Source organism: Sporosarcina aquimarina (assembly GCF_019748715.1).
Taxonomy (GTDB): domain Bacteria; phylum Bacillota; class Bacilli; order Bacillales_A; family Planococcaceae; genus Sporosarcina; species Sporosarcina newyorkensis.
The window spans coordinates 52,169-67,677 of sequence record NZ_JACLBZ010000009.1 but is presented as its reverse complement, the minus strand read 5'-3'; the positions used below and the strand labels follow the sequence as shown (position 1 = coordinate 67,677).

Genomic DNA, 15,509 nt, shown 5'->3' with positions numbered 1-15,509 from the left:
ATTCAACGGCAGGTTTTTCATATGGTGACAGATGAAGGAGGAAGTGGCGGTGCCCATAACTCAGTATTATCCTGTCGGAGCAATCACCGTGTCGTCTTCCTGGATTGCATTTAGTGCAGGCTTTGTCATGACCTATCTTTTCATTCGCATATACTTTGGGAAAACAGCTGGTGACCGAATCGGCAATATATTTTTTAATACGGTGATCATATGGAAGTTCTCTGTGATCTTGACAGACTTTTCGACTGTCCGTCACTATCCTTTGTCTATTCTATACTTCCATGGCGGCAAGATTGGTTGGATTCTAGCTTTGATTGTTGTCGGTCTGCTGACAATTCGGCAAGGGATGAAAGAGAAGTGGAAGTACGAGGATCACTGGTCGCTGTTGCTTGCGTTGATTAGTTGGCAGACGGTGTATCAAGTGGTCATGACTTTTTTGAATGATGGCAGTCTCCTAGTTAAAGGCGGGACGATCGCTTTCTTCGTTTTGTTATGGGCCTTGACGTTTTGGAGTTACCGCAAGAAAGCCAATTCGGTTAGTGAAATATCAATTATTTGGATTGCGGTTCATTTCATGGTGTCGGCATTCCAACCAAGCGCATTTTGGACAGTGCCGCTCATTACAACAATCGGAAGCGGTTTGCTGATGTGGAGTTTGCAACGTCAGGCAACACATTCGGTAAGTAGAAAGGAAGAAGCAAAGTGAGTAAAAAAATGATTGGATCCATCCTCAGTTTGTTAGTGATCGGCACATTGGTTTTTTTGATGGTGAAGAATACAGTGGAAAAGCCTGAGCCGATTGAATCGCCTGTAACCTCCTTGAGCCAAGCGAATGAACTAGAGGTGGCTGAAGAAGGGCTCGAACAGTATTCACCTGCTCCTGACTTCACATTGGAGACACTTGCCGGTGAAACGGTGACTTTGTCAGAGCTGAAAGGTAAGAAAGTGATCTTGAATTTCTGGGCGACCTGGTGTCCTCCATGCAAAGCAGAAATGCCGCATATGGAAAGTTTTCATTCGAAACTGACGGATGAAGATCAAGTCGAATTGATTGCGGTCAATGTGACGGAGTCAGAGAAACTGGGAATCAGTGAAGTAGAGAATTTCGTAAAGTCGTATAAATTGAGCTTTCCGATCCCGCTTGATAAAACTGCGGAAGTAACGCGAATGTATGGTGTATTCTCCATGCCGACAACGTTTATGATCGATACGAAAGGGCGAATTGCACAAAAGGTCATTGGCCCGTTAGATGAAAAAACGTTGAATGAATTGGTCGATTTTATGGATTGAAAAAAGAGTCTGTTCTCGTGTCGTAACTTCTTATCTTCCTTCATATAGTGGAGGGAGGAGGAGGTTATGCATGCGTAGGAGCAGGCTTTTTTTATTGGGAAGCATCTTGCTGATCGGCGGTGTGCTGTTCGGATTGAATGGTTGCGGAAAATCAGGATCGGAATCAGCAAAGCCCATCAGTAAGTTGCCTGTGCTGGATGAAGTGTATGAAACCATTCAAGAAAAAGCAGTTTATCCAGTCGAAAAGGACAGGCTCGTCGAAGGAGCACTGCGTGGAATGACGGACACGATAGGTGATCCGTATTCGACTTATTTGACGGAACAAGAAGCAGCTTCACACCGTGAATCGCTGGCAGGCTCCCGAGTAGGAATTGGGGCTGAAGTGACGCGGACGAACGGTAAGTATATCATCGTCTCTCCTATAAAAGGAGGGCCAGCGGAGAAAGCAGGTTTACAGCCGTATGATGAAATCGTAAAGGTAGGCAATGAGCGATTAAGCAGTGAAACGCTGCAAGAAGTCGTAAATTTGATTCGAGGTAAAGAAGGAACTGAAGTGAAGATGACGATTTTCCGGCCGGACGCAGATAAACATATGGAATATACCATTGTTCGAGATCAAATTCCGGTGCAGTCCGTTTCACATCAACTGTTGGAAGAACGAGGTGCTAAGTTAGGGTACATAGCACTGACGATGTTCGGTGAAGAGACGGCGAAAGAATGGCAAAAAGCAACTTCAGAAGTCATTAAGCAGGGTGCGAAGGCGATTATCATCGATGTTCGCGGCAATCCAGGCGGTTATTTAATGGCAGTCTCCGAAATAGCGGGGAGTTTATTGAATGAAGATAAGGTGTTTGTCGTGATGCAGGATGCGAAAGGGAATTTGACTCCACTCGTGACAGAGAAATCTGCGGATCTCGATTACAATGAACGATTGAAACAAATCCCGGTTGTACTCGTACAAGACGTGGGAAGCGCATCCGCAAGTGAAGTGTTAAGCGCAGCTGTAAAAGACCTGAAACGCGGAGCCATCATCGGCACAACAAGCTTCGGGAAAGGTACTGTACAGGAGACGATGGAGTTAACAAACGGTGGCGAGTTAAAACTATCGACGAATAAATGGCTGACACCGAAAGAAAAGTGGATTCACGGAAAAGGGGTCAAAGCAGATATAGAAGTGAAGCAGAGTATACTGTTCACGGAGCATTTACAAATGGTCACGGAAACGTTTAAAGAGGGTCACTACAATGACCAAATCGCTTATGCGCAACGGATGCTGAAAGCTTTTGATTATGAGACCGGCCGAGTAGACGGTTTTTTTGATAAAGATACTGCCGAAGCAGTACAGGCATTCCGTGCAGACCATCAAATCGCCGACAATGATGCGATGGATCGAGAGTTTTTCACTACGTTGAAGGCTGCAGTAGAGGAGTACCGCGGAGATGCGAAAAACGATAAGCAGTTGAGGATGGCAATTGATTATTTAGTAAATGAATTAGCAGAATAAATAGAGCGCATCTCATAGGAGGTGCGTTTTTTTCGTTCTGCATTCGCTATTTCCCTTCATTTTTTGTACAATGGGGAAAAGAGTTGTTTGGACGAGCGGGAAGGTGATAGATGATGTCTAGCGAACTACTGAATACTATTATGGAAGCAATATTATATTTTCTTCTTAATCCAGTCTGGCTGGTTGCTTTGCTTGCGGCCGTGCTGCTCGGCTACGTGCGAGTCAAGAGAGAAAGAAAAGACTTTACGACCCGCGTGCTGGCTGGCTTGACGGAGATGAAGCATGCGCTTTCTTCTGCCTGGATACATGGCTTGCTGCTTTCTGTTCTAATTGCAGGCGTAGGATTAATTGTCGATTTTAATTGGATCATAATTTTTTCGCTCGTGATGTTGCTAGTAATCTTATCATTTTCCTATAAACTAGCTTCACCGATCTATTATGCAGCGATAGCGTTTTTCGGTTTATATGCAGTCGGTCGATGGGCGGGAGATTTTTCAATTAACGATTGGTTTGTACAAGAGGATTTGGACTTTTTCGGCACATTGGCTATTACAGTCCCGATTATCGCCGGCCTATTATTGATTACGGAAGGTTTGCTGATCCGTCGTTATGCGAGCCGACATGCTTCACCGGTTTTGATTCCGACAAATCGAGGAATGCGTGCGGCGATCTATAAATCAAAACTGTTGTGGATAGTTCCGGTTGTTCTCTTAGTGCCCGGTCATATGGTCGCGGAATATGCTCCTTACTGGCCACAATTCACGCTCGGGGCAGAAAAGTTTTCATTCGTACCAATTCCGCTGATCATCGGTTTTTCGCAGATGGCGCGTGCTTCGTTCCCGGATGTGCTGTTTCCCAAAGTGGGTACAGCGGTCGCTTGGCTTGGGATTGCGGTTGCAGCCATAGGCGTCGGAGCGATATGGATGCCGATTCTTGGTTGGGCCGCGTTGATCGCGGGAGTGTTGTGTCGTATCTTCCTGTCTGTTTTGATCTCTGTTTCCGAGCGCAAAAAGCCATTAATATTAGTGCCGCAGTCTGAAGGGGTGTTCGTCGTTACTGTACTGGAGGATTCCCCAGCAGAAAAAATGGGAATTATTCCAGGTGATCTGATTAAGTCGGTGAACGGTATTACGATTCATAATGAAGGTGAATTGTATGACGCGATACAAGTGAATGCTGCTCATTGCCGTTTGCAGGTGATTGGCCGTGACGGTGAAGTGCGGCTGAAGCAACAAGTGTTGTACCGCCACGATCATTTCCGTCTAGGTATGCTAGTCGTGCGGTAAAAGGAGAGAGTACGATGCATGATTTTGAAACGAAGCTTCTGCTTGCTACATTGTTGCCAGGAATTTTAGTGGTGTTTTTTACGAGGGTGACATTCCATCATGTGGTAGGGCTCATCCTTACATTGGCCTTAATTGCAGCCTCTGTCTATGCAGGGTACACGCATAATTGGCTGCTCTACGTAGCGGATGCAGTCTCGTTAACGGTTGGGTTTTGGTTTGCTTCACGTATGGTGCGCAATGCCCGGAGAAGCCAAATGGAGGAATGAAAAAAGCGGTTTTCAAAGCATATAACTCTTTGAAGACCGCCTTTTTGTTCCTAAAATTGCATTCTCTGTTTTAGTCAGGAGTGTTTCGGGGATAATTAAGATAAGAGAGCGATTAAAACAAACTATAAACAGCTAATACTGCAATCGTTCCTATAACGACGAACATGACATCGAGTCCGATGAAAGACAGAGCAAAAGCCGTGACGGCACCGATGACTCCGAACAGGATATTGTCTTGGATATGAAGAACCGCAGGGAAAATTAGCGCACCAAGCACAGCGTACGGAATATTGCGAAGTACCCCGCTGACGATCGGCGGCAACTCTTTTCCATCCAAAAACGTCAAAGGAATCATTCGAGGCACGTACGTAGCGATCGCCATCCCGAGCAGCATCCACCAATATGCAGCGCCCATCAGTTATCCGCCTCCTTTTGTACAGTCCAATGTTCGACTGTCTTGTTATTTTTTACATAAATGATTTCTACAAAAATAGCGGATCCGAGTGTTGCGACCAGAATAGACCATCCGGTGGACAGCAGATTTCCGTAATACAACACGCAATGAATAGCAGCTCCGATTGCGGCAAGCAAGACAACTTTGCGATTGCCTTTCATCGAAGGGACGAGCAATCCGATAAACATTGCATAGAGCGCCACAGACATCGCATTTTGTAAAAATTGCGGAAGGTTGGCGCCAATAACATGTCCTACTGCAGTGAAGAAAACCCAGCTGCCATAGGCGATTGAGGCAACGCCAAATGCGAAAGCTGTCGTGATCTTGCCTTTTTGTGTAGACAGGACGGAGAATGACTCGTCCGTAATACCGAATGCATAAATCGCCTTCATCCACTTCGGTGCCGGTTCCACTTTTTCGCTTAATGAAGCGGTCATCAGGAAATGGCGTATGTTGACGATAAATGTATTCATGACGACGAGCCAAGGTGCTACGCCTGTTGCGATCAGGCTAAGTGCCATATATTGCGAAGCCCCTGCGTAGACAATCAAACTCATAGCAGTCGCTTCGATCATAGACAGTCCAGTTGTTTTAGCAAGCAGTCCGAACGTTAAGGCAACCGGAAAGTAGCCGATGGCGATGCTCGATCCTGCTTTCAGGCCTTGAGAAAAAGTTGTATTCATATGAAGCAGCCCATCTTTCTATCAGAATCTTTCTGCTATTATACTATAAATGGACAGATGCTAGGGACTTTTGCAATTATATGGAGAAGTAAACATATTTAATTGAACTTTAAACGGTGAGGGTGTTTGCGATGAAGGAATGGCTATCAATTGATAAAGTGGAGGAATTGGCAAGGCAATATGAGTCGATTGGGTTTTATATGGGCTTAATCCCGCCTTTTTTGGAGGCGTTTTTGCCATTTCTGCCGTTGGTCGTGTTCGTCATCGCAAATGCTCTGGCGTTTGGTTTTTGGCAAGGTTTCCTGCTTTCATGGGCAGGTACGGTGGCAGGGTCGTATGCGGTGTTCTTGCTCATTCGGAAGTACGGGGATAATCGCTTTTTCACGTTTTTGACAAAGCCGGTGCGTGTGCAGAAGTTGATTCGATGGGTGGAACGCAATGGATTCGGTCCGTTGTTCATTTTGCTTTGCTTTCCATTCACTCCTTCTTCGGTTGTTAATTTAGTGGCGGGTTTGTCAAATATGAATAAGAAGAATTTTTTGTTTGCGTTGATGCTTGGTAAGTTGGTCATGATTTTGATGATTACGTATATCGGGCATGATATACGTGCGTTGTTTACGAATCCGATTCGCACGTTGATTATGTTTTTCCTAATTTTCCTGTTGTGGTTGGTTGGTAAGTGGTTTGAGCGCAGGCTGGCGAAGAAGGTGGAGGAAGATTTTAAGAGTTTCTCCACTTTGGGGCAGTCGGATAAGAAAAACGTTTAAAATATTTCCTGTCTATCTTTTCTTTCGGTACAATGAAGGAAAGGAGTCGACAGGATTTTTTTGTTGTTTCGTCGCTCGACTGATAGTGGGTTCTGGCAAAGGGCGCTAGTTGTCTCATGGCTCCGGCCGACCCCGCAGTTGCGGCTTCGCTGGAGTGGTTAAAATAACGAGAGTGGCGTTTAAAATGGGAAGGTCTCAGCATCCAGCTCATTAATAGAATCCAATGTGCAAATAGATATACCAAGTGCTTTCACTTACCAAACGTAGGCGCCTTACAAGCGGTAGGCGGAGCAATGAGACAAACAGGCGCTCTTCCTGATTGGCTCATTGTGGTAGCCATCCGCAAGCGCCGAAGTGAGTCCAATGGGCTTACTCTTTTTGCTGTTACGGTTGCCCGACTTATAATGGGTTCTGGTAAGGAGCGGAGGACCGTACTTTGTCACCGCTACGCCACTGGGGGATTGCCTTCAGCCATGAGCCAACTAGCAAAGAGCGCTAGTTGGCTCACGGCAACGGCTGACCCCGCAGTTGCGGCTTCGCTTGTGTTGCTAATTTAGTGAGTATAGTATTTAAAAATAGAACTAATTGACATCTACTAAGTAGTGAAAGACAGCTTAGGCTATGTGTTTCTCAACATATCAAACGAAGGCGCCTTACAAGCGGTAGGCGGAGTGATGAGACAGACAGGCGATCTTCCTGACTGGCTCATTACGGGAGCCATCCGCAAGCGCCGAAGTGAGTCCAATGCCGACGCTTCTTCCGCCATACACTAGCTCGCTGGATTTTAGCCAGCTTTTCTGTAAATACATTCACCATACCTTACAAGGATAGAAAGGAGAGAGAAAGATGTCGTTGCGTTTTGTGACTGGTCGATCCGGGACAGGAAAGACCACCTTTATCGAAAGGGAAATTGCGGAAGAGTTAAAGGAGCGGCCGATGGGGCCACCGATCATTGTTATCGTACCCGATCAGCTATCCTACTCGATGGAATATAGCCTATCTACAAAATTTGGATTATCGGGGATGATCCGCGCCCAAGTATTGACGTTCAAACGTCTGGCCTGGCGCGTGCTGCAAGAAGTTGGCGGCATCACTAGGGAAGAAGTCGACAGCTTCGGCTATCGCATGCTCGTGCGCAGCGTGCTGGAGGAAAATAAAGATTCATTCCGCTTATTTAAACAAGCCGCTTCAAAACATGGCTTTGCTGAGCAAATCAGCGACGTCATGAAAGAATTCAGCAAATACTGCATCGATCAGCAGGCATTTGCTGAACTGACAACTCTGCTCGAAGACAAACAAGCTCCGCGGATACTGCAGGACAAAGCACATGATCTTCAGCTTTTGCTTCAGAAAATCGAAGAGCGTCTGGGTACTACGTTTATGGACAGCGAAGGACAGCTTACAGCTTTAGCTGAGCAAATCCCTTTTGCAGAGTGGCTGAAAGATGCATCGGTCTATATCGATGGCTTTGGAGACTTTACCACACAGGAATACAATATCATCAATCAATTCATGAAATTTACCAAGCGGGTCACCGTCGTATTGCCGATGGAGGACAGGCTGCACAGCGGGGAACATGAACTGTTCTATACCGCGGAGCAACAATATTCGATGCTGCAGCAGCTCGCTCATAGCGATTCTGTAGACATGGAAAAACGGATTCATTTAACTGAAATGAAACGTTTTACGAATGAGGAACTCCAGCATTTAGAGGCGCAGTTCGATCGCTATCCTCCAGTGCCGAACGAAGCGGAAGGTCATATCCAATTGATCGAAGCGACGAACCGACGAGCAGAAGTTCACGCAGTGGCGCGTTCGATTCGTAAAATGATGCGTGAAGGCAAACGTTACCGCGGCATGGCTGTCGTCTATAGACAGCCAGATGTTTATGACGAATTGATTCAGACGATCTTTTCTCAATACGATATCCCAGTTTTCATCAGTCAGAAAAAACCGATGCTCCATCATCCGCTCATTGAGTTTGCGCGTTCACTGCTCGAGGCGGTGCGGACGGATTGGTCGTATGAAGCAGTGTTCCGTGCTGTGAAAACCGATTTGTTCTTCCCGGTGAATGAAAATAAGCGGGTATGGAGGGAACGGGCGGATCGGTTGGAGAACTTCGTGCTGGCTAAAGGAATTCATGGCAGTTCACGTTGGCTTGATGAAGAACGCTGGAAGGTCAACCGCTACCGCGGTCTTGAAATGATTCGTCCGGTTCAAACCGATGAAGAGTTGGCAATGCAGGCGGAGTATGCGGAAACGCGTGATTTGATTCGAGACCCGATTTTGCAATTAGAAAAGCAGTTAAAAAAAGCAAAAACAGGACGCGACGTGGCGGAAGCATTGTTTTTCGCGATGGAGTCGCTGAATGTCTATGACAAGATGGTAGAGTTGCAGAAGGAAGAGCGGAGTGAGCACAGACTGCGTGCGGCGGCAGAGCATGAGCAAGCATGGAATAGCTGGATCAATGTGCTGGATCAGTTTGTCTTGATGTTTGGGGATAAGGAATTGCCGGTTGAGGCAGCCATTAAAATTTTGGATGAAGGTTTTGATACGCTGGAGTTCAAACTCATTCCGCCATCGCTCGATCAAGTGACCGTTACGACGGTGGAGTTGTTTAATTCGATGGATGTTGAGGCGCTTTTCGTCCTCGGTGCGAATGAAGGTGTTTTGCCGTTGCGGAGTGACCGGGAAGGACTGCTGTCCGATGGCGACCGCGAATTGTTCAGTGAACTCGGTATCACGCTTGCGCCAACTTCGAAAATGCTACTCATGCGTGAGTCGTATATGGTTTATCGTGCATTCACCGGAGCAAGTGAGCGATTGACTGTCAGTTATCCGATTGCGGATGAAGAAGGAAAAGCGTTGATTCCGTCTCTTTATATTCCGAGATTGCAACAGATTTCAGCGGGCATTCCGGTTGAGTTAGCGGTGATTGAGCCGACGGAATTGCCCGATACGGAAGACAAGATGCACTATATCGAGCATCCGAAAGTCGCGTTGTCCTATGCGGTGCGTGTCATGCGACAGGCCAGTTCGCAGGAGGCCATTGCACCGGAGTGGCAGGCGGTGCTCGCTTATTATAAAGAGGATCCGCTGTGGTCGTCGATCATTCAGTCGATCGTACAGCCGGCGCTGAAACGGCAGAAAACCGAAATGCTCGATCCACATCTGACAGCTGGTTTATATGGTTCGTCTTTTACGACGAGTGTTTCCCGTATCGAATCGTATTATAGTTGTCCGTTCCAGCATTTCACGACGTACGGACTTGGCTTGCAGGAGCGTTTTGAGTTCCATTTGGAAGCACCCGATATTGGGGATCTATTCCATGCCGCCCTAAAGTGGGTATCGGATGAAGTGATGAAGCGAGGATTATCGTGGGCATCTCTGACGAAAGAACAGTGCTGGCAGCTTGGACGAGAGGCGATTGAAGCGTTGACGCCAATGTTCTTCCATCGGATCTTGCTGTCCAGTCAGCGGTATGCGTATATTCAGCGGAAGCTGATGCAAATTATTCAGCGGACGATCCGTGCCTTGCAGTCACAAGCCCGCAATTCAAGATTCACACCGATTGCCATTGAAGCAGGATTCGGTCCGAATGAAGAAATTCCGCCGCTTGAAATTCATTTGAAACAAGGTCAGCAAATGAAAATCAGAGGACGGATTGATCGCATCGATACGATGAAGAAGGATGATCAGACGTTCTTGCGTGTCGTCGATTATAAATCTTCCGCTCGTGCGCTTGATTTGACCGAAGTGTATTACGGACTGTCGCTTCAGATGCTGACGTATTTAGATGTGGCGCTCGAACACGCAGAGGATTGGCTCGGTGTCCATGCGGATCCGGCGGGCGTGCTCTATATGTATGTGCACAATCCGATGCTGCGCTTGACGAAAGAGCTCGCCGAGGATGCAGTGGAAAAAGAGTTGATGAAATCGTACAAAATGCAAGGGTATATCGTGGAAGATGCCGAAGTGGCGCTTGCAATGGATGACAATATTGAGAGTGAATCGCTCATTATCCCGGCACGGCTGAAAAAAGACGGCTCCTTTTATTCCACGTCGAAAGTGGTACCTACGGAAGACTTAAATATGATGCGTTCATTCGTCCGCAAACGGCATCAACAGGCGGGAGATGGCATGCTTGCAGGGGATACGCGAGTGTACCCGTACCGCCTGAAAGAGCATATGCCATGTCAATTTTGCTCGTATCAATCGATTTGCCAGTTTGATCGGACCGATCCGACACAGCCGGCACGAAACTATACGGCGTTTAAGCCTGAAGAATCATTAGATAAAATGCGGAAGGAGATAGGCTGCGATGAAAATTCCCGTTAAACCGCCACATGAGACGTTCACGGATGAACAGTGGAAAGCCATTTATGCATCCGGCAAAGACCTTCTCGTGTCAGCCGCGGCAGGTTCAGGAAAAACAAAAGTCCTCATTACGAGGATGATTGAAAAAGTGTTGAATACAGAACAGCCGATTGACGTCGACCAGCTGCTTGTCGTGACGTTCACGAATGCAGCTGCGGCAGAAATGCGTCATCGTATGGCCAGTGCGCTGGAAGAAGCTATTTTGAACGATCCAACTTCGGTGCATTTGCGCAGACAGTTGAATTTGCTGAATAAAGCTCAAATATCTTCGTTGCACTCCTTCTGCCTGCAAGTCGTCCGGCAATACTCCTACGTGCTCGACATCGATCCCGGATTCCGTATTGCAGATCCAACAGAAGCTGCGGTATTGCGTGATGATACGATTGCATTGGTGCTTGAGGATGCCTATGGCCAGCCGGACCCGGAAGCGATCTATCGACTGAGTGATAGTTTTACCGCGGACCGTAACGACCAGGCGATCGAGACATTGATTGACCGGTTATATGATTATTCACGCGTTCATCCGAATCCTGCTGAATGGCTCCAGATGATTCCGCAACAATATGAAATCGGAGATAACGCAACGATTGATGAATTATCATTTATCGAGCCGCTAAAATTGGCTATCCGACATACGTTGGAAGAAGCGAAGACAGTGGCGCAGGATTTGCAGCGACTTGCTGAGATGAATGACGGTCCGCTGCCGCTTCTTGACACGGCGAAAGCAGATGAGGCATGGATTGATGATGCACTGGAATACGTCATCAACGGTAATTGGGAAGATGTCTATGCCTATTTCCAGACACTTAAATGGATGAAAGCAGGGATGATCAAGAAAGATTCCTGCGATGAAGAACTGGCGAAGCGTGGTAAGGCGATGCGCGAGTCGGTCAAAAAAATTGTTAACGCATTGAAAGAGACCTATTTTACGCGGACACCGGAGAGATTGCTGGAAGAAATCCGTCTGATGGCTCCATTGATGCAAACACTCGTCGAGTTGGTCGAAGATTTTGCGGTTCGTTATCAGGCGCTGAAAGAAGAACGAGGGCTTGTGGATTTCTCTGACTTGGAACATTATGCGCTGCAAATCTTATCGGATGAAAAAGACGGAAAACTTGTACCTTCCGATATTGCGATGGATTATCAAAATCGCTTTGCTGAAGTATTGGTTGATGAGTATCAAGACGTGAATTTTTTGCAGGAAGCAATTCTTCAATTGATCAAGCAAGGCGGAGAAGCGGACGGCAATTTGTTTATGGTGGGCGATGTCAAACAGTCAATCTATCGATTCCGACTTGCAGAACCTGGTCTGTTCTTGGGCAAATACGAACGCTTTACGGCAGAACCGCTCGATCAAGGACTGAAAATTGATCTGAATGCGAATTTCCGGAGCCGTACGGAAGTGCTTAATGCGACGAACTTCATTTTCAAACAGATTATGGGTGTGCGTGTCGGGGAAATCGAATACGATGACGCAGCGGCATTGAAATATGGTGCGCAATATCCAGAGAAAGAAGTGGCGGCCGGGCTAACGATTCTTTATGAGAATGAAGAGGACGCGGATTTATCGGAAGAGCAGGAAGCACAGCAAGAGTTGAAGAAGTCACAGGCTGAAGCGCGTTTCATTGCACAGAAAATCAAGCAGTGGCAGGCTAATAAGGAGCAAGTGGCGGATGCATTCAGCGGCAAGAAACGGCCGCTTGAGTATCGCGATATTGTCATTTTGATGCGCTCGATGACGTGGTCCAGTGAGATAGCGGATGAATTGAAAGCAGCCGGCATTCCGGTCTATGTGGAATTGTCTTCCGGTTATTTCGATGCGATTGAAGTGATGATTATGCTCAACACATTGCGGGTCATCGATAATCCGTATCAAGACATTCCGCTCGTATCGGTTTTGCGTGCACCGTTTGTCGGTATGACCGAAAATGAACTGGCACAAATCCGCCTGGCGAAACCGAATGCTCCGTTTTACGAAGCGGTTCAAACGTTCATTCAGACAGGCGGGGCTGGCGTGGAGCCGGTAACACAGGAGAAGCTTCAGCGTTTCTTCCTGCGACTCGAGGACTGGCGTAATATGGCGCGCCATGGATCGCTGTCGGACTTGATTTGGAAAGTATATCAGGATACGTTTTATTATGAAATGGTCGGAATTCTGCCGAATGGTAAACAGCGTCAGGCCAATTTGCGTGCGCTGCATGATCGAGCGATGGCATATGAGAAGACGTCTTTCCGAGGATTGTTCCGATTCCTGCGTTTCATCGATCGCATGCAAAAACGAGGAGACGATCTCGGGGAAGCGCGTTTCATGAGTGAGAAAGAAAATGTCGTGCGAATTATGACAATTCATTCGTCGAAAGGTCTGGAATTCCCTTATGTATTTTTAGCTGGGATGGGACGTCCGTTCAATAAAATGGACTTTCATCAGCCGTATTTATTCGACCAGCATTTTGGGTTGGCCGTCAAAGCGATTGATCCCGAAAAACGCATCACTTTCACTTCGCTGCCGTTCCTAGCTGTGAAAGAGAAGAAGGAGCTGGAGATGCGGGCGGAAGAAATGCGGGTGCTCTACGTGGCGATGACGCGGGCGAAAGAGCATCTGGAATTGATCGCTTCTGTGAAGGATATCGAAAAGGCTGTCAGTCAATGGCAGGAAGCACAGCTGCTCGATCCATCTGCTCCGCTGCCTGAGTATAAGCGTTCCCGGGCGGCCGGTTATCTAGACTGGATTGGTCCTGCGATTGCACGCCATATCGATTTTGGCAAGTTCGGCAAGGCGGTTGGTGGTGAATTGATGGACGATCCGTCATCTTGGGACGTCAATGCCTATCCGTTTTCCGCATTTCACAGTTCAGATGCAGTAGAAGTCGATGACTGGATTCCGTTGGATAGTGAAGCTTCGTTTACTGCTGATTCACAGTTAGTGGAAACGATTCAACATCGGTTTGAGGCGCGTTATCCTTACGAGCATGCTGTAGAGATGCCTTCCAAGCAGTCTGTCAGTGAATTGAAACGGATTGCCCTACTGGAGTTAGAACGGGGAGATGCCGATCCGTTTGAAGAGAGATCACCTGAGATAACGAATAAACCGTCCTTCCTGCATGATCGACCGTCCTTTTTGCAGCAGCGTTCCTTGACGAAAGCGGAAGTCGGAACGGCCATGCATACCGTCATGCAGCATATTGATCTGAAGCGCCCTTTAAATGTAACGCAAGCTAGCGAGTTTGTAGAGGAACTAGAGAAACGTGAGTTGCTGACGAAAGAAGAGGTGGCTGCTGTTGATGCCGATGCAATTGTGCGGTTTTATGGAACATCTTTAGGCAAACGCCTGCAACAAGCCGATCAAGTATTGCGTGAAATGCCATTCACCTATGCGCTGCCTGCTGAACAAGGAGAGTTCCAACTCTTGCAAGGGATCGCGGATTGCTTGTTCCATGAAGATGGGGAATGGGTACTCGTCGATTATAAAACGGACCAAGTAAGCGGTTTTCATTCGGAAAAAGCTTTGTCGAATGAAATGCAGAAACGCTATGGTACGCAGTTGAATTTATATAAAAATGTACTGCAATCCATTTTGGCTATTGAAATAAAAGAAATGCTCCTCTACTTATTTGATGGAGCGAAAACAATTAGACTACAGGAGGAATTGGTTTGAAGTTGACTCCTACTTCCCTAACGGAGCGAGTTGAAGGACTCGATTTTCTAAGGGGAATTGCTTTATTAGGAATTATCATCGCAAATATGCTGCACTTTCATTCGCCTTATGCGTATATGGATCCCTATACATGGTTTTCAACGCCGGGTGAACAGTCGGCATTTCATTTTATTGATGTGTTTGTCGAAGCGAGTTTCTATCCGCTGTTTGCGATGCTGTTCGGTTACGGATTAAATATGCAGTATGAGAAATCGTTGAAGAACCATACACCGTTTGCACCGTTCATGGCACGCCGCATGAGTTGGCTGCTCTTATTCGGAATTCTGCATGCGTTGCTGATCTGGTTTGGAGATATTTTATTTACGTATGCCATCATGGGCTTTGTAATGATCGCTCTTGTTAGGATACCGAAGAAATGGCTGTTTTCATTGGCACTTGTCTTATATATCGTGCCTTCGGTGTTGGTGTATATCTTGCTCGTCTTCAGCCGGAAAATTAATCCGAATTCTTTGCTCGACGGCTTTGTGGATATCCATCAGATCGAGCTTGCCATCTCGGCTTATGCACACGGTTCATTTGGAGAAATCTTCATGTTTCGGCTGGGTGAATGGTTCACGTTCGGAGTAGTCGGTGTGTTCACGTCATTTTTCGCTGTTTTGCCGCTCATGATGCTCGGTGCTGCGTTTTCGAAGTGGAAAGTCGTCGAGAAGATGTATGCAATGAAAGGGAAATTGGTCGTCACCATGATCGTCGGTATTACATTGGGTGTTTTATTGAAGAATGTACCATACATCGACGGACCGAAATTTGAAAATATCATAATTGTACAGTCAACATTTGGCGGGCCGATTCTAGCGATAGGACACGCTGCTCTGTTGATGTTGTTATGGCAAATTCCATTCCTGAAAATCGTGACGAAACCGTTCGCAACGCTCGGGAGAATGGCATTCACGACGTATATCATGCAATCGATCATTGCGACGCTGATTTTCTATTCATACGGAGCTGGTCTCTATGGTAAAGTAGATATAGTGACAGGTACGTGGCTGGCGATCGGAATATTTGTGATCCAATTGATCGCAGCACAAATTTGGCTGTCGAAATTCCGCATCGGACCTCTTGAATATGTATGGAGAAAGTTGTCTTATGGGAAGAATTTTAGTAATAAAGAGGAAAAAGTATAGATTTTGTCGTAACATAGTAGTATGTGAATACACATGGAAAGGG

Annotated in this window: 12 protein-coding genes; 10 read left to right on the top strand and 2 right to left on the bottom strand. The window is 46.7% G+C overall.

Annotation, left to right across the window (positions count from 1 at the left end; all coding sequences use genetic code 11):
- Positions 1-49 precede the first annotated feature (49 nt).
- From H7J92_RS04880 to H7J92_RS04860, 5 genes are all read left to right on the top strand, one after another.
- Entirely contained in the window at positions 50-706 is a 657-nt protein-coding gene (locus H7J92_RS04880; protein WP_221835645.1) for a hypothetical protein, read from the top strand.
- Positions 703-1,290 (top strand): peroxiredoxin family protein, encoded by a 588-nt coding sequence (locus H7J92_RS04875; protein WP_221835644.1) that lies wholly within the window; start codon positions 703-705, stop codon positions 1,288-1,290. Before H7J92_RS04880 ends, H7J92_RS04875 begins: the two co-directional genes overlap by 4 nt.
- Positions 1,291-1,360: 70 nt before the next feature.
- Positions 1,361-2,794 carry a S41 family peptidase gene (locus tag H7J92_RS04870; protein ID WP_221835643.1) on the top strand — a complete coding sequence of 478 codons (1,434 nt, stop codon included), beginning with the start codon at positions 1,361-1,363 and terminating at the stop codon, positions 2,792-2,794.
- A gap of 110 nt (positions 2,795-2,904) precedes the next feature.
- Entirely contained in the window at positions 2,905-4,080 is a 1,176-nt protein-coding gene (locus H7J92_RS04865) for a PDZ domain-containing protein (protein ID WP_221835642.1), read from the top strand.
- Between the two features lie 14 nt (positions 4,081-4,094).
- Complete coding sequence (locus H7J92_RS04860) at positions 4,095-4,346, top strand: CsbA family protein (protein ID WP_009765744.1); 252 nt, start codon at positions 4,095-4,097, stop codon at positions 4,344-4,346.
- A gap of 112 nt (positions 4,347-4,458) precedes the next feature.
- Here the strand turns inward: H7J92_RS04860 and H7J92_RS04855 are convergent, their stop codons facing one another.
- Together H7J92_RS04855 and H7J92_RS04850 are read right to left on the bottom strand one after the other, a co-directional pair.
- Positions 4,459-4,761 (bottom strand): AzlD domain-containing protein, encoded by a 303-nt coding sequence (locus H7J92_RS04855; RefSeq protein ID WP_009765743.1) that lies wholly within the window; start codon positions 4,759-4,761, stop codon positions 4,459-4,461.
- The gene (locus H7J92_RS04850) at positions 4,761-5,483 is read right to left on the bottom strand and encodes an AzlC family ABC transporter permease (protein ID WP_009765742.1); all 723 of its coding nucleotides are present in this window, start codon (positions 5,481-5,483) and stop codon (positions 4,761-4,763) included. The genes H7J92_RS04855 and H7J92_RS04850 overlap by 1 nt, the downstream gene beginning before the upstream one ends.
- Before the next feature lie 131 nt (positions 5,484-5,614).
- Here H7J92_RS04850 and H7J92_RS04845 point away from each other — a divergent pair, with 131 nt between their 5' ends.
- The 5 genes from H7J92_RS04845 (at position 5,615) to H7J92_RS04825 (ending at position 15,466) form a co-directional block, all read left to right on the top strand.
- Entirely contained in the window at positions 5,615-6,250 is a 636-nt protein-coding gene (locus H7J92_RS04845; RefSeq protein ID WP_009765741.1) for a TVP38/TMEM64 family protein, read from the top strand.
- A gap of 293 nt (positions 6,251-6,543) precedes the next feature.
- The gene (locus H7J92_RS04840; protein ID WP_009765740.1) at positions 6,544-6,807 is read left to right on the top strand and encodes a hypothetical protein; all 264 of its coding nucleotides are present in this window, start codon (positions 6,544-6,546) and stop codon (positions 6,805-6,807) included.
- Between the two features lie 289 nt (positions 6,808-7,096).
- Complete coding sequence (gene addB / locus H7J92_RS04835; protein WP_221835640.1) at positions 7,097-10,588, top strand: helicase-exonuclease AddAB subunit AddB; 3,492 nt, start codon at positions 7,097-7,099, stop codon at positions 10,586-10,588.
- Positions 10,572-14,282: a helicase-exonuclease AddAB subunit AddA gene (addA, locus tag H7J92_RS04830; RefSeq protein WP_221835638.1), complete on the top strand. Its 3,711-nt coding sequence runs from the start codon at positions 10,572-10,574 to the stop codon at positions 14,280-14,282. Before addB ends, addA begins: the two co-directional genes overlap by 17 nt.
- Entirely contained in the window at positions 14,279-15,466 is a 1,188-nt protein-coding gene (locus H7J92_RS04825) for a DUF418 domain-containing protein (RefSeq protein ID WP_221835637.1), read from the top strand. Before addA ends, H7J92_RS04825 begins: the two co-directional genes overlap by 4 nt.
- Positions 15,467-15,509 lie beyond the last annotated feature (43 nt).

What these genes read in the sequence shown, in the direction of transcription:
- H7J92_RS04870 (WP_221835643.1), top strand. Translation starts at nt 1,361, where the DNA reads ATGCGTAGGAGCAGGCTTTTTTTATTGGGAAGCATCTTGCTGATCGGC.
- H7J92_RS04865 (WP_221835642.1), top strand. Translation starts at nt 2,905, where the DNA reads ATGATGTCTAGCGAACTACTGAATACTATTATGGAAGCAATATTATAT.
- H7J92_RS04860 (WP_009765744.1), top strand. Translation starts at nt 4,095, where the DNA reads ATGCATGATTTTGAAACGAAGCTTCTGCTTGCTACATTGTTGCCAGGA.
- H7J92_RS04855 (WP_009765743.1), bottom strand. Translation starts at nt 4,761, where the DNA reads ATGGGCGCTGCATATTGGTGGATGCTGCTCGGGATGGCGATCGCTACG.
- H7J92_RS04850 (WP_009765742.1), bottom strand. Translation starts at nt 5,483, where the DNA reads ATGAATACAACTTTTTCTCAAGGCCTGAAAGCAGGATCGAGCATCGCC.
- H7J92_RS04845 (WP_009765741.1), top strand. Translation starts at nt 5,615, where the DNA reads ATGAAGGAATGGCTATCAATTGATAAAGTGGAGGAATTGGCAAGGCAA.
- H7J92_RS04840 (WP_009765740.1), top strand. Translation starts at nt 6,544, where the DNA reads ATGAGACAAACAGGCGCTCTTCCTGATTGGCTCATTGTGGTAGCCATC.
- addB (WP_221835640.1), top strand. Translation starts at nt 7,097, where the DNA reads ATGTCGTTGCGTTTTGTGACTGGTCGATCCGGGACAGGAAAGACCACC.
- addA (WP_221835638.1), top strand. Translation starts at nt 10,572, where the DNA reads ATGAAAATTCCCGTTAAACCGCCACATGAGACGTTCACGGATGAACAG.